The following is a 17,333-nucleotide window of genomic DNA, read 5'->3' as shown; positions in this document are numbered from 1 at the left end:
GTCAGGCAGTCTTTCGTAGAACGAGTAGGGATCGAGCGGTGACCTCCACCGGTGTACCCGCTTCGATCGATTTCTCACCCGCTCCCGTGCGCGCTGCCGTATCGAGGGCGACCGTCCATTCCTTGGCGTAGTTTCCGTCCGGGGTGACGAATTCGATCGTCTCGTGATGTGCGTTGAAGCACAACAGGAACGAGTCGTCGACCACCCGCTCCCCGCGCTGATTCGGCTCGGGAATGCCCTCACCGTTGAGGAACACGGTGAGCGATTTGCCGAAACCGCTGTCCCAGTCCTCGGGAGTCATCTCCTCGCCTGCGGGGGTGAGCCAGGCGATGTCACGTGCCTGTTCGCCCGATCGGATGGGCCTGCCCTCGAAGAATCGGCGACGGCGAAACACCGGGTGCTCGTTGCGCAGCGCAATTGCGTTGCGGGTGAACTCGATCAGGTCGGCGTTGGTCTCGGCCAGGGACCAATCCATCCACGCCAGTTCCGAATCCTGGCAGTAGACGTTGTTGTTGCCCTGCTGAGTTCGGCCGAGTTCGTCGCCGTGCGCGATCATCGGCGTGCCTTGGCTGAGCAGCAGCGTGGCCATGATGTTGCGAATCTGGCGGGCCCGCAGATCGAGGATCTCGGGATCGTCGGTCGGACCCTCGACGCCGCAGTTCCACGACCGGTTGTGGCTCTCGCCGTCGTTGTTGTCCTCGCCGTTGGCCTCGTTGTGCTTGTCGTTGTACGAGACCAGGTCGTTGAGGGTGAAGCCGTCGTGCGCGATGACGAAGTTGATGCTGGCACCGGGGCGACGGCCCGTCGCCTCGTAGAGATCCGACGATCCGGTCAGGCGCGACGCGAACTCGCCCAGCGTCGCGGGCTCACCACGCCAGTAGTCGCGAACGGTGTCGCGGTACTTGCCGTTCCACTCGGTCCACAGACCGGGGAAGTTACCCACCTGGTATCCGCCCTCGCCGACATCCCACGGCTCGGCGATCAGCTTGACCTGGCTGACGACCGGGTCCTGTTGCACCAGATCGAAGAACGCGCTCAGCCGATCCACGTCGTGCAGTTCACGGGCCAGGGTGGATGCGAGGTCGAACCTGAATCCGTCGACGTGCATCTCGGTGACCCAGTAGCGCAGCGAGTCCATGATGAGCTGCAGCGTGTGCGGGTGTCGAGCATTGAGACTGTTGCCCGTCCCGGTGTAGTCCATGTAGTGCTCGAGATCGCCGTCGACCAGTCGGTAGTAGGCCGCGTTGTCGATGCCGCGGAAGCTGATGGTGGGGCCCATGTGGTTTCCCTCGGCGGTGTGGTTGTAGACCACGTCGAGGATCACCTCGATGCCGGCGGCGTGGAACGAACGGACCATCGCCTTGAATTCGGTCACCGCGGCACCGGGCGACTGATGCGAGGAATACTCCGCATGAGGCGCGAGGAATCCGAAGGTGTTGTAGCCCCAGTAGTTTCGCAGTCCCTTGTCCAGAAGTACCTGGTCCTGCATGAACTGGTGCACCGGCATCAGCTCGATCGCGGTGACGCCCAGGTGCTGCAGATGCTCGATGATCACCGGATGTGCCAGACCGGCATAGGTGCCGCGCTCGGCCTCGGGGATGTCCGGATGGGTGATCGTCATGCCCTTGACGTGGGCCTCGTAGATCACCGTCTCGTGATACGGCCTCTTCGGTGCGCGGTCGGCCTGCCAGTCGAAGAAGGGGTTGATCACCACAGTGGTCATCGTGTGCCCCAGCGAATCGTGCTGAGGGAAATCGTTGTTCGGCTCGTCGTCGTGGGCGATCGGTGCCTCGTCGACGATTTCGCCGTCCGGATCGGCAAGATCCGCCGCGTCCTCGAACCCGCCGTCGGCGTCGAGTGGATCCGCGGCTGCGGAGTCCGTGGACTCCACGGGCTCGGGTTCGGCGGCCGGGATGTCGATGTTGTAGGAGAAGAGCGATCGGTCTCCGTCGAACGACCCCTCGAATGCTTTTCCGTAAGGATCGACCAGCAACTTGCTGGGATCACAACGATGTCCGGCAGCCGGATCCCACGGCCCGTGGACGCGGTAGCCGTAGCGTTGTCCCGGCACCACCGTGGGCAGGTACGCGTGCCACACATAGCCGTCGGACTCCTCGAAACGAATACGAGTTTCGGTACCGTCCTCGGCGATCAGGCACAGGTCCACGGCCTCGGCGACCTCGGAGAACAAGGCGAAGTTGGTTCCTGCTCCGTCGTAGGTCGCTCCCAGTGGATAAGGGGATCCCGGCCATACGGCGATGGCGGGCGTGTCGTCGGAGGCGTCGTGCAGCATGGATCAACCCTACTGTGACCGGTGGGACCAGGCTTACCGAGCGCGAGCCGTTCCGCTCACGGTCCGGCCCACCAGCCGGTCGCAGATCCGAGCTGCCGGCCGAGCTCGGTGGTCAGGGTTCGCACGTAGGTGGCGGTCAGATGATGCTCGTCGCGATAGATCAGTACGTTCCCCTGCTCGACGCGACAGACGGTGTCGTCGCACACCGCGTCCGAGAGGTCGAGGGCGGAGAATCCGCTCAGCTGGAACGAGGACGCCAGAGCGGGGTTGACCGAGTCGAGCGCCTCGTCTCGCGGGATGCCGCACGAGGTGGCCGAGCCGCCGTCGGCCAGGCAGTCGATGGCTCGATACGCGAGCCACGGGGTGTCCCTGATACCGAGGACGCCGACACCGTCGGCGATCAACTGCTGCCAGACCGAGACGTACCAGGGCGGGGTGAAGTCGCCGGGGAAGTCGTCGCGGGGCCGGGTGGCCGTGGTGAACACGTATTCCGGTTGCATCGATGCGACGTCGTCGAGCACGGTCCGGGTCCAATCCAGACAATCCGGGTACTCGTTCTGCCCGAGCATCGGCATCGTGTCCAGGCTGAGCGGGCACCCCATCTTCACGAACGTGACCACCTTGAAGCCGTGCCGCCGCCCCAGAGTGTCGAGAGCGGTCACCCAGTGCTCGGCGTGTGAGCTCCCCGCCAGCACGATCGTTCGGGCCGCATCGACGTCGCCGTAGGTACAGGACAGCGCGTCGCGAGTCTCGAAATCCGCGATGCAGCCCTCGAGGGTGGTGACGGGAAGATCCTCGGGAGCGGAGTACAGGGGAGGCGTCATCTCGGCCGGTTCGACGCGAATGCCGTCGGTCAATTCCAGCGCCCCCGGGTGCGTGGCTTCGTCGACCGATTCGTCGGCCTGCACGGCCGAGATCGATCGTTCGATGTAGGCGTTCCAGCCGACCGAACCGGCTGTCACCGCAACGGCAGCAACGAGGGCGACGGCCGTGACTGCGATGCGGCCGGGAGTGAATGTGGTGGCCTGCGTGGGACGCTCCACGAAGCGGACGGTGAGCCACGCGAGTGCGACCGATGCACCGACGATGCCGAGTCCGCCGGGTATGTCCGCGTGGGTCCTGCCGGTGGCCGACAGGTAGAAGATCAACAGCGGCCAGTGCCACAGGTACAACGGAAACGCGATCGAGCCGACCCAGGCGAAGAACCGGTTGGACAACGTCGCGGCGACCACGGTGTTCGAGCCTGCGATGATCAGCGCCACAGTGGCCAGTACCGGAATCAGCGCCAGGGGACCGGGGAACGCGGTCACGCCGTCCACCACGAATCCACAGACGACGATGACGAACATCGCACCGGCGGCGAGCGCGCCCCGGGCGGTCGATCCCAGCCGACTCACGCGGGCATCGGCCCCGGTGTTTCTGCCGGCGAATGCCGCGAACGTGGCCGCGACCGCCGCACCGAGCATGATCTCCCAGAGTCGCGCGCCCGTGTCGTAGTAGTTCCACGCCTGATGGCGTCGAGCACCGTCCGCTGCATACACGAACGACAACACCGCGATGACGGCGAAGATCACGGCGAAGGTCTGTGGTCGCAGACTTCGCGGTCCCTCCGGTCGCATCGTGCGCAGAATCCACGCCAGACCGAACACGACGGCAATCGCGAGCAAATAGAACTGGAATTGCACCGCGACGGACCACAGGTGCTGGACCGGACTCACCGAGGGGTCGGCCGCCAGGTAGTCGTTGGCCGTCGTCGCCAACTGCCAGTTCACGAAGAAGAAGACGCCGGAGACGAGTTGGTCGCCCACGTCGGCCCAGCGGGTCCTCGGTAGCAGGAACACAGACGCGGCCGCTACCGCCAACAGGGTGAGCGCCAGAGGCGGTCCGAGTCTGCGGAGTACGCGAACGATGCGGGTGATCGGGTTCAGGCTCGCACCGGCCTCGGCCGATCGAAGCAACGACGCAGTGAAGAAGAAGCCGGACAGCGTGAGGAAGACATCGACTCCGCCCGACACCCGACCCATCCAGATGTGGAACACGACCACCAGAGCGATGGCGACACCACGCAGGCCGTTCAGATCCTGGCGCTGTGGCGGTCGCGGCACGACGGGAGCCGACACCGAACTCGGGGCCGCGGACTCGGTTGCCGATTCGTGATCGGTGCCGCTCGGGTGTACCTGCATGAAAGGGGAATGGCTCCGGCTGTCGATCGACCACTGGTCGGGCGGTCACGGTCGGTGGTGTTCGTCTCGGAAGCTGCTCGGCAGACGCCGAGGTTCGTCGCAAGCAAGAAGACGTTCTGAGCAAACAATACGTGTACGCGCGGTGACGCACTCCTCGGAGTCCGTACTGCGGTGCCGGTCCCAGCTCGTCGCCGGTTTCTCACAGCGTGGTCTCACCGGTCCCGCAGCAGTTCGGGTTCACATCCCACCGTCGGCCGGAACCGAGGACAACGCGGCGACCAGGGCCATGGGATCGTCCACGTACACGCCGATGGACGTCGCGGTGCCCTCGACCCGCCACCGACGTAGGGGTGCGGGTACGACGAATGTGGTGCGGGTCGACAACGTGATGTCGACGTTCGTGCCGTCCTGGTTCGGTAACACGGCTCGGTCGTCGCGGACAGTGGGAGCCACCACGCCGAACCGGTGATGGAGTCGGGCCGAAACGATCGTCGATCTCTCCACCGTGGTGACGACCTCGCCGGAGGTGCGCAGGACGAGTGCTTCGGGTGTGAGGACATGGGGGTGCACCCGGCCGACGGCTGTGGCCGACGCCAGCAGAACGATCGATACGACCGAGAGCGCACCGAGCACGATATCGAGCCACAGCCACGGCACCAGGAGATGCACGACGACTATCTCGACGACCGAGGCCACACCGAACATCAACGGCATCGCACCCGTTCCGCGCACTGCGGTGAACTCGGCAGAGTCGGCCGCGATCGGTGCGTGGCGGCCGCGTCCCCACAACAGCAGTGCGTGCCATCTGCCGACCCGGGCACCCCGATCCGGGGTCACTGTGATGTTCCTGCCGGATGCGCACCGTCGAGCAGACGAGCTGTGGTGCGGAGGACGACGGCGCGTTGGGCCGCGTCGGGAACGATGTCCTCGATGTCGAGCAACCCGGTCGAGTCGCTCCCGAGCGCAGCGGACTCGCGCACCTGAGCGAAGGACTCGACATCGAGTACGGACACCAACTCGTCGGCCAACGCGTCGATGTCGTGCTCGGATTCGGCGACGCTTCGGCCCTCGAGGGCACCGAAGCGTCGTAGCAACACCAGGTATCTCCGACGTAGGTCGTGATCGCCGAGCGCGGCGGACATCGTCTCGAAGAATGCCGCCGGGACGCGGCCCGAAATTGCCATCACTTCGAGTAGATCGCGCTCGCGGATCAGCGCGGGCCGGTCCCGTTCGTCCGCTGCATTGAGCAAGGACCCGAACGTCGCGGCAACATCTCGTGGGAGCGCGGTCAGAGGACGCCGTTCGACAGCGTCGTCGAGCAACGCCGACAAGCGACTGTGCTTGTGTGCCAATGCCGTTGTGAACGTTGACGTAGCGTCAAGGTCAAGACCGATCGCTGGATACTGTTCGGGTCCCCACGACGGCGTATCGTCGGTGTGTCGTGTGAATCGATGTGGCTCGCACCGTTCGAGGAAGTGAACCGGACAATCATGGTCGACGCCGATCGCTGGTATCGGGAGATGTTCGAGGCCAGCACGGTGGGAATGGCACTCGCCGACGAACACGGACTGCTGCTGCTCGCGAACGAGGCGTATGCGGCAATCGTGGGGTGCCCCAGGGACCTACTGTGGGGCCGATCCTCCCGTGAATTCACCCACCCCGACGACCTGGACCAACACGCGTCGATGGAACAGATGATGGACGACGCCGAGGCCCGTGGTGAATCCGTACACGTCGAGAAGCGATACCTGCATCCCGACGGCACAGTGCGGTGGGGTTGGGTGTCGGCCAGTGAGGTCCCCGGCCCGGACGGCCGACGATGGACCATGGCGGTGGTCCACGACGTCACCGACCGGCGGCGGTTGGAGGACGACCTACGGGAGGCTGCGCTGACCGATCCCTTGACCGGGCTGCTCAATCGGCGCGGTTGGCGAGACCGGTTGTCTCAGTTGACGACTCCGCGCGGAGTCGAGGTGTCGCTGGCCATGGCGATGATCGATTTCGATCGCTTCAAGTCGTTCAACGACAAGTACGGACACGGCCGCGGCGATCGCCTGTTGGTCCAGTTCTCCACTGCCGCAATGCAGTTGCTTGCAGGACGAGCGTATGTCGCCAGGTGGGGCGGGGAGGAATTCGCCATCGCGATGCCCGATACCGGGTCGACGACGATGGCAACCGTGCTGACCGAACTCGCAGCCGTCGTTCCGGACGAGCAGACATTTTCCGCCGGTTACACGACATTGCGTCCGGGGGAATCCCTCTACGACTGTTTCGACCGAGCAGACCTGTTGCTGTACAGAGCGAAGAGAGACGGAGGGGCGCGATCACTCGGCGACCGTTCCAGCACCCCGTTGCAATGACGGCCCTCAGGATGCCAATCGGCCGAATCCGACTACACCCGAGTCGGATTCGTAATTCAGAGTGTGAATCCTGATCTTGCCGGCTTCGTTCCCGCCCACGGTGACGGCCTCGCTGCCGTCGACAGCCACGATGACGTTGGTGTGTTGGCCGACCCAACTGCTGTTGTCGTACAACACCACATCACCCACCGACGGCGTGTAGTTGCCGACGGTCTCGAACCGGCCCTGTTGCTGGTAGTACTCCTGCAGCGTGTAGACGCCGGGAATGCGCCACGAACCAGAGTTGGGATTCGACAACGGCAGGCCCGCTTCCTTCATGATCCAGCTGACGAAGTCGGCGCACCAGGCCTCGTCCACGCCCTCTGCATAGAAGGTTCCCGGACGCTGCTTCTCGTGCTCGACTCGCAGCAGGTCCACCACACGGGCTTGGTCGACGGTCAACTCGGAGCTGTTCACCTCGGGGAACGATTCGGTGTCCCACGGTAGATAGCGACTCGGGGCGAGCCACAGAACACCGACGGCCACCACCACGACCACAGCGGTGACCGCTGCGGTCCACAGGGGCCAGCGTCGCCGCGTACGGGTATCGGTGTCGATGCTCATGCCCACACGGTAGCGCGTGAGCGAACACCGGTTGGCACAATAGCTGTGTGACCCATTCGCACGAGCAGACGGTCGACGCCGTTCCACAACCCATCGTGGACGCCGCACGAGCGGCGTCGCGCATCGTCGTTCTGACCGGGGCCGGCATGTCGGCCGAATCCGGAATTGCAACGTTTCGCGACGCCCGGACCGGTCTGTGGCAGGACTTCGATCCGAAGGACCTCGCCAGTCCCGAGGGCTGGCTCGCCGACAGCGACCTCGTGTGGGGTTGGTACCGGTGGCGCGCAGCACTCGTGCGTCGTTCCGAACCCAACGCCGGCCACCGCGCCGTCGCGCAATGGCAGCAGCATGCGCAGGTGGACATCGCCACGCAGAACGTCGACGATCTGCACGAACGAGCCGGATCCACAGTGCTCGCACACGTACACGGAAGCCTTTTCGAGCCGTACTGCAGCGAGTGTGGAGTGCGCGCGGAACTCGACGACCCCGACGTTCTGGGTAACGACATTCTGGACGACGACATTCCGATCGACGCAGATCAGCGTGTTCCGCCGCCGGACTGTCCCCGGTGCGGCGGACTCATCCGTCCCGGGGCCGTGTGGTTCGGCGAATCGCTGCCCGAACAGGCGTGGGAAGCAGCCGAGAATGCTGTGCGCGCTGCAGATCTGGTGCTCGTGGTCGGTACGTCGGGCGTGGTGTACCCGTTCGCCGGACTGCCCGCCGTCGCACGCAGTGCGGGCGCAACCGTGGTCGAGATCAACCCGGTCGAGACCGAGGTATCCGACATGGCCGACCACCGATGGCGCACAACGGCCGCGGTGGGTCTGCCACTGCTGGTCGCACAATTGTGAACGGACGGGCGGCACGCGAACTACCCTGATCACACCATCGACTTCGAGGAGGCCGAGATGGCGGAGTACTGGTTGCTCGTGTGCGCCCTCGCGTGTTCGTCCGTCGGTGCGTGGTGGGCAACCTCGGATCCGACATCCCGACGCGTTCGCCGAATCGAATTCTTCGCCTGGATCCTCGGCATCGTCGGCGCGGTCACCCTGGCCGATCAGCTGGGGGCGTCCAGGCCGTGGTCCACTGCTGCACTCGTAGTCGGAATCATGGTTCTGGTCCTCGGCCTCCCCGCCCTCGTGGCCACAGTGATCAGGAATCGGAAACCGCTCGGAATTCCAGCGCAGAGGTAGCTGCGGCAGACCTGCCCTAGGGACGCAGCCTGCGCAGCAGCAGGAGTGACACGCCCCCGAGAAGCCCGGCAACCACCAACGACAACGCCGACTCGATCGCCTGGAACCGCCAGAACGATCTGTCCTCGTGATAGCGCGTCTCGTAGGCCTCCGCGCCCTGATCCCGAATGCACTGGATCTCGATGTTGCGACGTTCCACGCTCTGGCGGTCGGAGTACTCCTCGTACTCGGCGACCGTCTCGAATTCGCTCAGATCCCTGTAGTTCTGGGTCCAATTGCAGTCCATCAAGTCGACGGGCACCGGACTGCCGTTGCTGTCGACGTAGTCGGCCGAGAATTCCCATCGTGGGAACAAGCTGATCGAGTCGCCTGGTCTGTAGTAGTCCGGAGTACCGCCGTACACGTCGTTCACCTTCTGTTCCACCGATACTCGGTCTGTCTGGGGAGTCGCATAGTGCTCGCGTAACTGCGTCGGCAGCAGTGCCAGGAATGCAGTCGACACGATGACGGTCGTGATCATCGCAGCGATCGTGTTCCGCATCGCGAGTGCGCATGCCGAACCGACCATCAATCCGACGGCCGTGTACGCGCCTGCGACGAATCCCGTGGCTCCGAAGATGGGAAAGTCCAACCGCGATTCATTCGACCCCGCGAAGGACATGGCGAAGGTATCGGGTGCAGTGTTGTACTTGGCTGCGAACAGCACGCATCCGAGCACCGTCATCGCCCCGACGATCGGTGCGAACACGACGAGAATGCGCACGCTGTACCACCGTCGTCGGCTCACGGATTGACTCAGACCGAGTACATGGGTGCGACGTTCGAGATCGCGGGAGAAGACGGTCACCCCGACGAATGCCCCCAGGACGACGGGCAAGACGATCGCCGAAAGTATTGCTATCGTCTGCATGTTTCCGACGGTGCAGTCGGACGAATCGAAGGATCGGCAATTCTGCAGATACGGTGACGGAATCACACCGCCGCCGATCACCGTGACGGCAATGGTGATCGCAGCCAACAGAAGTGGCGTCAACACCCCGAACAGGATGGTCGCGCGAAATTGTCTCCAAGTCACCCAGATCATCAGGTGGTCTCCGTTCCGAGGTGGGCGAGTACGACGTCGTCGAGGGTGGCGTTCTCGACTGTCCACCCCGGTGGTGTCGTTGTCGGTTGTTTGCCCTGTACGACGAATGTTGTTGCCCCGGAACCGAACACCTCGGACACGATGGTGCCGTCCTCGACCGTCGGGTCGGCGTCGGAGCTGCCGGCGAGAAGGTAGTGGTCGGCGGTGATGGCGTCGAGGTCCCCGGCGAGTCGCATTCGCCCACCGCGTAGCAGCAACAGCCGGTCGGCGACGTCGACGAGCTCGGACAGCACGTGTGAGGACAGCACGATCGTCGTACCGTTCTCGGCTGCATCGCGCATCAGGGTGCGTGCCACCGCCCTGCGAGCGACCGGATCGAGATCGGCAAGCGGCTCGTCGAGCAGCAGTACTTCGGGTCGACGCCCGAGTGCCAGTGCGAGGGCAATCCGCGTGCGGTGGCCGGGGGAGAGGGACTCGACCCGAGCGGAGGTGGCGATTCCGGCGGCGTCGACGATTTCCTTCGCGTACGCATCGTCCCAGTGCGAGTTCGTGTTTCGGCCGAATCGCAGCAGTTCGGCGACGGTGAAGTGTGGGTAGAGGGGCTTGTGCTGCGCCAGATAGGACAGGCCGGGCGAGATTCCGCGTTGGGTAACGCCCTCACCCAGAACCCGAATGGTTCCGCTGTCCGGTGTCAGCAGGCCGACGGCCAGCGACAGCAGCGTCGACTTTCCGGCACCGTTGGAGCCGACCAACGCTGTGACGCTTCCTCTTTCGACTGCGAACGAGCATCCGTCGAGGACGGTCTTCCTGCGAAACGATTTGGCCACCTCGTCCATGGTGAGCACCGCGTCGGTCATGTTTCGTCTCTTTCGGTTCGGTCGAATTGCTTGTCGAGTGCGGCGGTGACGATGGCTTCGAGGTCAGGTCTGTCCAGTCCTGCGGCCGTGCAGTGTCGGATCCAGCGGTCGAGTTCGGTCTCGAGCGCCGATCGTTCGGCCATGCCGGGTTTTGCGAGCGAGGCGACGACGAACGTCCCGGAACCGGTTCGTGGTTGGACCAGCCCGTCGCGTTCGAGTTCTCGGTACGCCTTGAGGACGGTGTTGGGATTGATGGCCAGCGCCGTGACCACTTCTTTTGCTGTCGGCAGTCGGTCACCGACGGCGAGTGTTCCCAGTCGTAGGGCCTGTTTGGTCTGCAGTATCAGTTGGACATAGGTGGGAATGCCGGACTGACGATCGATACGGTAGGCGATCACCAGAAGCCTTTCACTAGTTGATTAGTGGAAGACGTTAATGCGTACCCCTCGGTTTGTCCATGCTCTGTTCGGATCTCGATATTCGGAGTGGCGATCACCGCGTTGGCCGTGACGGCTGGGGGATGCGCCGCCATCTCCGACCCGCAGCAGACCCGAGACTTCTTCGCCCGGGGCCAGTCCTACTACCGCTCGCGCAGAATCGCAGTGGCTGTGCCGCTCGACATCGCAGTGACAACGCCGCTCGACGCGGGGTAGTGGGCAATCGGCACTCGGTACTGTGGGAAAGAAGATCACGTACTTTCTCGAGTAGGGATGACAGATGGCTGTGGGCTCCGACCGATTCTGGCGTGTACTCGGCCGCTCTGCGCAGAAGGCGCAGAGCGCGTCGCGTCGGCGCGTCGAGCAGGCCGGAGACCATGCGAGCTGGGCTTCGGGCTTGTCTGACGCCGAATTGGTCACCGAGGCCGCTGCGTTGCGGGCCCCGAGCGCGTCGAAACTCGACGTTCCGCGGTACCTGGCGTTGACGCGTGAGGCGAGCGACCGCACGCTCGGCATGCGACCGTTCGACGTACAACTTCTGGGAGCCGAGCGACTTCTCGCCGGTGACGTGGTGGAAATGGCGACCGGCGAAGGAAAAACGTTGTCCGGGGCCGTGGCTGCGGTGGGATACGTTCTGTCCGGTCGCAGGGTTCACGTCATCTCGGTCAACGACTTTCTCGCACAACGTGATGCGCGGTGGATGGCTCCGCTGTTCGAGGCTCTGGGTATCACCGTCGGTTCCATCGCCGAGTCGTCCTCCGCGCAGGAACGTCGTGATTCCTACGCGTGCGATATCACCTACGCGTCGGTCAACGAAGTCGGATTCGATGTTCTCCGTGACCATTTGGTCGACGATCGTGCCGATCTGGTGTCGCCCGTCCCGGATGTCGCACTGATCGACGAGGCCGACTCGGTGTTGGTCGACGAAGCGTTGGTGCCGTTGGTGTTGGCCGGCTCGGTATCGGGTGACGTGTCGACCTCGACGGTGATGGACGCAGTCCGCCTGTTGGACAAGGGGATCGACTTCGACACCGATGCCGAAGGACGCAATGTGTTCCTCACGGACGAGGGTGCGCTTCGGCTCGAGAAGGAACTCGGCGGAATCGATCTCTACTCCGAACAGCACGTCGGATCGACTCTCGTTGCGGTCAATGTAGCGCTGCACGCTCAGGTGCTGGTGCAACGCGATGTCGATTACATCGTGCGTGACGGACGTGTTCAGCTGATCAACGCTTCCCGTGGCCGAGCGGCGGACCTGCAGCGTTGGCCGGACGGGTTACAGGCGGCCGTGGAGATCAAGGAGGGGCTCGAGCCCACCGAGACCGGTGAAATTCTCGACACGATCACGGTGCAGGCGCTGATCAACCGGTATGCCACCGTATGTGGAATGACCGGCACGGCAATGGCGGCGGGGGAGCAGCTGCGTACGTTCTACGGGCTCGGCGTCTCGGTCATCGAGCCGAACGTGCCGACGGTGCGGGTCGACGAGGTCGACCGGGTGTACGACACGGTCGAGCACAAGAATGCCGCAATTGCGCAGCAGGTCAAGGAAATTCACGAGACCGGGCAACCGATACTCGTCGGAACCCACGATGTTGCGGAGTCGGAGACGCTGGCGACGATCCTCGCGGAATCCGGTGTGGACGCCGTCGTACTCAACGCCAAGAACGACGCCGAGGAGGCCGCGGTCATCGCTGCCGCCGGAGTGCACGGCGCGGTCACCGTCTCGACGCAGATCGCCGGGCGCGGAACCGACATCAAGCTCGGGGGACCGGAGGGGACCGACCGCGACCGCATCGCCGAGTTGGGTGGGCTGTTCGTCGTCGGTACCGGCCGCCACACCACCGAGCGGCTCGACAATCAATTGCGAGGACGTGCGGGCAGGCAGGGCGACCCGGGCCGTTCGGTGTTCTTCGGCAGTTGGGAGGACGACGTCGTCAAGAACAACATCGGTGACAAGGACGCACCGAAAGGCATCGACGACAGCGGCCTGTTCACCTCTGCCGCCGCAGCCGATCGAGTCGATCATGCCCAGCGCATCGCCGAAGGACAGATGCTCGAAATACACTCGCGTACCTGGCGCTACAACCAACTGACGGCGCAGCATCGGGAGATTCTGGACCGTCGTAGGGCAGCGTTGCTGGACACCGGAGAGGCGTTGGCTCTGCTCGAGGAGCAGTCGCCGACGCGATCGAAGGAACTTCGCGAGAACGTGTCGGAGGAGACCCTCGTGGTGGTCGCCCGCCGAATCGTTCTTCACCACCTCGACCGCGCGTGGTCGGACTACCTAGCGCACCTGGCCGACGTGCGCGAGAGCATCCACCTCCGTGCGCTGGGTCGCGAGAATCCACTCGACGAGTACCACCGAATTGCGGTCGAGGCCTTCAAGACTGTCTCCGCCAAGGCCATGGATCTGTCCCACGCGACATTCGAGTCGGCCGAGATCACCTCCGACGGCATCGATCTCGACAATGCCGGTATGCGCCGACCGACGTCGACGTGGACGTACATGGTGCACGACAACCCGTTTGCCTCCCGCGGAAATGCCGGTGCGGCCGGTCTGGGGCCGATCTTCGGTGGCTGACGCGCGCCGGGCACTGCTCGCTCTCGCCTGTGGCGTGAGCGTGTTGGCCTCGGGCTGCACCGATTCGTACGGGGAATTCCCGGCAGACAAGAATTACACCTCCGTCGATGCCGACGGTTCCTACACCCCGGTCTCGGGTACGACGATCCGGCTCGAGTTCGCCGACGACCGCATCTCGGCCGAAGCCGGATGCAACAGGTTGTTCGGCACCGTCGACACTTCGCTGGGGACGCTCACCGTCGATTCCCTGGGTGCCACGCGGATGGGGTGCCCGGCCGAGCTCATGGAGCAGGATCGGTGGCTGTCGGAGTTTCTGTCCTCGAAGCCGAAATGGTCCAGAGAAGACGACACGATGACTCTGGACAACGGACGCGACCGAATCGTGTTCACCGAATCCTGACGGAGCGTGGTTCGGACGCGGCGTGGCGCACGCCGTCCAGAAAGAGCCGGAGACCGAAGTCGAATTTGCTGGTGGGATCGGGGCGCTCGAACATCGGGGACGCGTCGGCGGTCAGCGCCCCGGCCGAGTCCATCTGGAGCCGAGCCTGTTCGTCCACGGTATGGCCGAGCACGTAGTACAGCAGCGTATCGGCGGTCAGTTCGGCGTCGACTCTGGGCAACCCGGCACGAATGCAGACCGCGGCGATGCGTTCACGGATGCGGTTGGTGGTGAGCCGCGAGGCGTAGGTGGAGGCGACCAGTTCGGCTCCGTCGCGCCGGGAGAGCAGCGCGTCGCGAAGTCGATGTGCGATCTGCGAGATCTGCGCGTCCCACAGTTCTTCCGTCGACGGTGCGTCGGCACCGGACAGTATGTGATCTGCGATCGCTCCCAGCAGCGTCTGCTTGTTGGGGAAGTGCCAGTACAGCGCTCCGGGTTGGACGTGCAGTGAGGTCGCCAGGCGGCGCATGGTCAGATCCGCGAGGCCGTACTCGTCGAGAATGGCTATTGCACCGTCCAGGACGTCCTGCCTGCGTAGCTGCACTTCCTACCCCTGCCGTTCGACGCGGTGTTTCGCTTTGACAGTAGCCGAGTGCGGTGCCTAACGTGAACGCCGTTCAACTTGAACGGTGTTCAATTCCGAGACCGTTCGACGACGAGGGGACCGGTATGGACATATTGCGTACGGCGCGCCTGCAGGTGCTCGACAACGGCATCGCGCTCGATCGATCCCAGGTGCTCGAGGTACTCGAGCTCGGAGAGGACCGTCTCGAAGAGACGATGCAACTGGCGCACGAGGTTCGGATGCGATGGTGCGGACCGGAAGTGGAGGTCGAGGGGATCGTCAGCCTCAAGACCGGAGGCTGCCCCGAGGACTGCCACTTCTGCTCGCAGTCGGGCCTGTTCGCGTCTCCGGTGCGGGCGGCCTGGCTCGATATTCCGTCGTTGGTCGAGGCGGCGAAACAGACCGCGAAGACCGGAGCCACGGAGTTCTGCATCGTGGCCGCAGTGCGGGGTCCGGACGCTCGACTGCTCGCGCAGGTCGCCGCGGGAATCGAGGCCATTCGCGGCGAGGTCGACATCGACATCGCTTGTTCGCTGGGCATGCTGGACCAGGATCAGGTCGACCAACTCGCGGCAATGGGTGTGCACCGCTACAACCACAACCTCGAGACCTCGCGGTCCTACTTCTCGAACGTGGTGACCACCCATACCTGGGAGGAACGCTGGAACACACTGCGGATGGTCCGCGAGGCCGGCATGGAGGTCTGTTGCGGAGGCATCCTCGGTATGGGCGAGACGCTGGAGCAGCGAGCCGAGTTCGCAGCCGATCTCGGCGCTCTCGAACCCGACGAGGTTCCCCTGAATTTCTTGAACCCACGTCCCGGAACGCCGTTCGGAGATCTGGACGTGCTGCCTGCATCGGATGCGTTGCGAGCCGTTGCCGCCTTCCGGCTGGCCCTGCCGCGGACGATTCTTCGATTCGCGGGCGGCCGCGAGATCACTCTCGGTGATCTCGGAGCTCAGCAGGGAATTCTGGGCGGCATCAACGCGATCATCGTCGGAAACTACTTGACGACGCTCGGTCGTCCCGCCGAGGAGGATCTCGATCTTCTCGGGGAACTGCAGATGCCGATCAAAGCGTTGAACTCGACGATCTGATGCGCGTATTAAGGTGGGTCGAATGACGAGCGAGAGCCGGTACGACCCGCACACCGGTCGGTCTGTCGAGGTCGGTACGGATGCGGGGGCACCGTCGTTCTCGGTTGCCGTCGGTCTCGGGCTGGAGCCGCCGAGGTACTGCGACCGGTGCGGTCGCAGGATGGTGGTGCAGATCGTGCCCGACGGATGGACGTCGGTGTGCTCGCGGCACGGCCTGATCGATTCCGCCGCGACGGGTAGGCGTTAGGTGACGACCTCGTCTGCCGTCGAGACTCCGGAGCGGCGTCGAACGCTTCGCTTTGTGGCTCTGGTCGGCGGTGTGACGATCGCGCTGTCCGCCGTCGGCGGTCTGCTGTGGGGATTCCTGGCACCGAGCCAGCAGTTGCTCGTCGTCGCGCAGGACAGAGGAGCAACACTGACCGGGGAGAGTCTGCATCGATTCGACGCTCTCGCCCTGTTCGTCCTCGTCTCGTTCGCTCTCGGCATTCTCGTGCCGATCGGGTGGTGGCTGTGGATTTCCCAGCGGGGTCCACGGCTGTTCGTGGCCGTGTTCGTCGGGTCGTTCGTCGGCTCGATCGCAGCAGTGCTGGTGGGCAACGGCGTTGCGGCGCTGCGATTCCCGAAGGCGGACGAGCCGGCCGTCGGATCGATCGTCCGGGTTGCACCGAGTATCGACACGCCGACGGCACTGATCGTGCAGGCGCTGACGGCGTCGTTGGTGATACTGCTGCTCGCGGCGATGAATCCCAACGACGATCTGCAGCACCCCGATTCCGATCCCGAGCTCGACGAGATCGAATTCGACGTCGCTCCGCCGCCGCCGTCGTTCGACTCGCGGGTGCCCGACTGACGGCGGATCTCGTTCATCCCTGTGGTGGCCGCAATGCCGCGAACTCGTCGGTGACGCGAATGCTGTTGTCGGCGAACCGGAACAATGCTGGAGGCCGTCCACCCGCTCGACCCGACGGTGCACGCCGTCCGGTGGGTTCGATGACGCCGCGGCGGCTCAGTACCCGTTGCAGATTGGTGGCGTCGACCTGATAGCCGAGGGCTGCGCCGTAGATTTCGCGAAGCGTCGAAATCGCGAATTCTGCAGGAGCGAGGGCGAATCCGATGTTGGTGTACGACAGTTTGGCGACCAGTCGATGCCGTGCGTGCTCGACGACCGTTCCGTGATCGAACGACATGGCGGGCAGCTCCGACACCGGGTACCAGGTCGTATCCGCGGGCAGGGTCGGCTCGGCCGCGATCGGTACGAGGCCCAGAAACGTCGACGCGATTCGGCGATCTCCCGGCACCCTGTCCGGCTCGCTGAAGATGGACAGCTGCTCGAGGTGTGCCACCTTGCGTACGTCGACCTTCTCGGCGAGCTGTCTCCGCGCGGACGTGGCCAGGTTCTCGTCGTCGCGCAGGGTGCCCCCGGGGAGTGACCAGGTGCCCGCCTCGGGGTCGAGTGCACGCTGCCACAACAGGACCGCCAGTTCAGGGGTGTCGGGGTCGGAAAAGACCCGAACTTGGAACACCGCAATGAGTACTTCGTGGACGGTGCTACGATGAATCATGTTTTCGATCATAAGTCGAAAACTCCCTCGGAGGAAATTCGGTCACCGACGACCGGATGATCGGTGAAGGAGAACC

The 17,333-nt window shown here is 64.3% G+C and carries 19 protein-coding genes; 9 read left to right on the top strand and 10 right to left on the bottom strand.

Features of this window, described 5'->3' with window-relative positions:
- Position 1 precedes the first annotated feature (1 nt).
- The 4 genes from glgX to VF34_RS08100 all read right to left on the bottom strand — a co-directional run bounded on the left by glgX (position 2) and on the right by VF34_RS08100 (position 5,828).
- Positions 2-2,293: a glycogen debranching protein GlgX gene (gene glgX / locus VF34_RS08115; protein WP_032374340.1), complete on the bottom strand. Its 2,292-nt coding sequence runs from the start codon at positions 2,291-2,293 to the stop codon at positions 2-4.
- 56 nt (positions 2,294-2,349) lie between these two features.
- Positions 2,350-4,476 carry an acyltransferase family protein gene (locus VF34_RS08110; protein ID WP_032374339.1) on the bottom strand — a complete coding sequence of 709 codons (2,127 nt, stop codon included), beginning with the start codon at positions 4,474-4,476 and terminating at the stop codon, positions 2,350-2,352.
- Positions 4,477-4,713: 237 nt separating this feature from the next.
- Positions 4,714-5,313, bottom strand: coding sequence for a hypothetical protein (locus tag VF34_RS08105; protein ID WP_052063032.1), 600 nt, complete (start codon positions 5,311-5,313; stop codon positions 4,714-4,716).
- Complete coding sequence (locus VF34_RS08100) at positions 5,310-5,828, bottom strand: hypothetical protein (protein WP_052063031.1); 519 nt, start codon at positions 5,826-5,828, stop codon at positions 5,310-5,312. The genes VF34_RS08105 and VF34_RS08100 overlap by 4 nt, the downstream gene beginning before the upstream one ends.
- A gap of 123 nt (positions 5,829-5,951) precedes the next feature.
- On the opposite strand from VF34_RS08100, the gene VF34_RS08095 reads away from it, so the two are divergent.
- Positions 5,952-6,836 (top strand): sensor domain-containing diguanylate cyclase, encoded by an 885-nt coding sequence (locus tag VF34_RS08095; protein WP_197077451.1) that lies wholly within the window; start codon positions 5,952-5,954, stop codon positions 6,834-6,836.
- 6 nt (positions 6,837-6,842) lie between these two features.
- Here the strand turns inward: VF34_RS08095 and VF34_RS08090 are convergent, their stop codons facing one another.
- On the bottom strand, positions 6,843-7,439 hold the full coding sequence (locus VF34_RS08090) for a CHAP domain-containing protein (protein WP_032370313.1): 597 nt from the start codon (positions 7,437-7,439) through the stop codon (positions 6,843-6,845).
- A 146-nt stretch (positions 7,440-7,585) separates the two neighbouring features.
- Here VF34_RS08090 and VF34_RS08085 point away from each other — a divergent pair, with 146 nt between their 5' ends.
- A complete protein-coding gene (locus VF34_RS08085; RefSeq protein ID WP_230074499.1) occupies positions 7,586-8,290 on the top strand; it encodes an SIR2 family NAD-dependent protein deacylase in 705 nt (234 codons plus the stop codon).
- Positions 8,291-8,347: 57 nt separating this feature from the next.
- The gene (locus VF34_RS08080; RefSeq protein ID WP_032374337.1) at positions 8,348-8,632 is read left to right on the top strand and encodes a hypothetical protein; all 285 of its coding nucleotides are present in this window, start codon (positions 8,348-8,350) and stop codon (positions 8,630-8,632) included.
- A 16-nt stretch (positions 8,633-8,648) separates the two neighbouring features.
- Here VF34_RS08080 and VF34_RS08075 read toward each other — a convergent pair whose 3' ends face one another.
- Genes VF34_RS08075 through VF34_RS08065 form a run of 3 tightly spaced genes read right to left on the bottom strand, consistent with a single transcriptional unit; the run spans position 8,649 to position 10,971 of the window.
- Positions 8,649-9,716, bottom strand: coding sequence for an ABC transporter permease (locus VF34_RS08075; RefSeq protein ID WP_032370316.1), 1,068 nt, complete (start codon positions 9,714-9,716; stop codon positions 8,649-8,651).
- A complete protein-coding gene (locus tag VF34_RS08070) occupies positions 9,716-10,573 on the bottom strand; it encodes an ABC transporter ATP-binding protein (RefSeq protein ID WP_032374336.1) in 858 nt (285 codons plus the stop codon). The genes VF34_RS08075 and VF34_RS08070 overlap by 1 nt, the downstream gene beginning before the upstream one ends.
- Entirely contained in the window at positions 10,570-10,971 is a 402-nt protein-coding gene (locus VF34_RS08065; protein WP_027497311.1) for a GntR family transcriptional regulator, read from the bottom strand. The genes VF34_RS08070 and VF34_RS08065 overlap by 4 nt, the downstream gene beginning before the upstream one ends.
- Positions 10,972-11,058: 87 nt before the next feature.
- Here VF34_RS08065 and VF34_RS24950 point away from each other — a divergent pair, with 87 nt between their 5' ends.
- From VF34_RS24950 to VF34_RS24300, 3 genes are all read left to right on the top strand, one after another.
- A complete protein-coding gene (locus VF34_RS24950) occupies positions 11,059-11,226 on the top strand; it encodes a hypothetical protein (RefSeq protein WP_155288449.1) in 168 nt (55 codons plus the stop codon).
- A 64-nt stretch (positions 11,227-11,290) separates the two neighbouring features.
- Positions 11,291-13,594, top strand: a complete 2,304-nt coding sequence (gene secA2, locus VF34_RS08060) for an accessory Sec system translocase SecA2 (RefSeq protein ID WP_032374335.1) — start codon at positions 11,291-11,293, stop codon at positions 13,592-13,594.
- On the top strand, positions 13,587-13,994 hold the full coding sequence (locus tag VF34_RS24300; RefSeq protein WP_052054876.1) for an META domain-containing protein: 408 nt from the start codon (positions 13,587-13,589) through the stop codon (positions 13,992-13,994). The genes secA2 and VF34_RS24300 overlap by 8 nt, the downstream gene beginning before the upstream one ends.
- Here the strand turns inward: VF34_RS24300 and VF34_RS08050 are convergent.
- Entirely contained in the window at positions 13,981-14,577 is a 597-nt protein-coding gene (locus tag VF34_RS08050; protein WP_027497309.1) for a TetR/AcrR family transcriptional regulator C-terminal domain-containing protein, read from the bottom strand. The genes VF34_RS24300 and VF34_RS08050 overlap by 14 nt on opposite strands.
- A 125-nt stretch (positions 14,578-14,702) precedes the next feature.
- On the opposite strand from VF34_RS08050, the gene bioB reads away from it, so the two are divergent.
- Genes bioB through VF34_RS08035 form a run of 3 tightly spaced genes read left to right on the top strand, consistent with a single transcriptional unit; the run spans position 14,703 to position 16,545 of the window.
- On the top strand, positions 14,703-15,695 hold the full coding sequence (bioB, locus tag VF34_RS08045) for a biotin synthase BioB (RefSeq protein ID WP_032374334.1): 993 nt from the start codon (positions 14,703-14,705) through the stop codon (positions 15,693-15,695).
- Positions 15,696-15,717: 22 nt separating this feature from the next.
- The gene (gene bsaP, locus VF34_RS08040) at positions 15,718-15,942 is read left to right on the top strand and encodes a biotin synthase auxiliary protein BsaP (RefSeq protein WP_027497307.1); all 225 of its coding nucleotides are present in this window, start codon (positions 15,718-15,720) and stop codon (positions 15,940-15,942) included.
- Positions 15,943-16,545: a DUF2567 domain-containing protein gene (locus VF34_RS08035; protein WP_032368083.1), complete on the top strand. Its 603-nt coding sequence runs from the start codon at positions 15,943-15,945 to the stop codon at positions 16,543-16,545.
- Between the two features lie 13 nt (positions 16,546-16,558).
- On the opposite strand, the gene VF34_RS08030 is transcribed toward VF34_RS08035, so the two are convergent.
- Positions 16,559-17,257, bottom strand: a complete 699-nt coding sequence (locus tag VF34_RS08030; RefSeq protein WP_027497305.1) for an NUDIX hydrolase — start codon at positions 17,255-17,257, stop codon at positions 16,559-16,561.
- Positions 17,258-17,333 lie beyond the last annotated feature (76 nt).

This window comes from Rhodococcus sp. PML026, assembly GCF_000963615.1.
Lineage (GTDB): Bacteria > Actinomycetota > Actinomycetes > Mycobacteriales > Mycobacteriaceae > Rhodococcoides > Rhodococcoides fascians.
Note: the sequence above shows the minus strand (reverse complement) of the source record. Positions and strands in the feature narration are given on the sequence as shown.

Bases quoted from the DNA above. Each gene is read 5' to 3' on its own strand.
- secA2 (WP_032374335.1), top strand. From the start codon at position 11,291: ATGGCTGTGGGCTCCGACCGATTCTGGCGTGTACTCGGCCGCTCTGCG.
- VF34_RS08110 (WP_032374339.1), bottom strand. From the start codon at position 4,476: ATGCAGGTACACCCGAGCGGCACCGATCACGAATCGGCAACCGAGTCC.
- VF34_RS08030 (WP_027497305.1), bottom strand. From the start codon at position 17,257: ATGATTCATCGTAGCACCGTCCACGAAGTACTCATTGCGGTGTTCCAA.
- bsaP (WP_027497307.1), top strand. From the start codon at position 15,718: ATGACGAGCGAGAGCCGGTACGACCCGCACACCGGTCGGTCTGTCGAG.
- VF34_RS08075 (WP_032370316.1), bottom strand. From the start codon at position 9,716: ATGATCTGGGTGACTTGGAGACAATTTCGCGCGACCATCCTGTTCGGG.
- bioB (WP_032374334.1), top strand. From the start codon at position 14,703: ATGGACATATTGCGTACGGCGCGCCTGCAGGTGCTCGACAACGGCATC.
- VF34_RS08090 (WP_032370313.1), bottom strand. From the start codon at position 7,439: ATGAGCATCGACACCGATACCCGTACGCGGCGACGCTGGCCCCTGTGG.
- VF34_RS08085 (WP_230074499.1), top strand. From the start codon at position 7,586: ATGTCGGCCGAATCCGGAATTGCAACGTTTCGCGACGCCCGGACCGGT.
- VF34_RS08070 (WP_032374336.1), bottom strand. From the start codon at position 10,573: ATGACCGACGCGGTGCTCACCATGGACGAGGTGGCCAAATCGTTTCGC.
- VF34_RS08080 (WP_032374337.1), top strand. From the start codon at position 8,348: ATGGCGGAGTACTGGTTGCTCGTGTGCGCCCTCGCGTGTTCGTCCGTC.
- glgX (WP_032374340.1), bottom strand. From the start codon at position 2,293: ATGCTGCACGACGCCTCCGACGACACGCCCGCCATCGCCGTATGGCCG.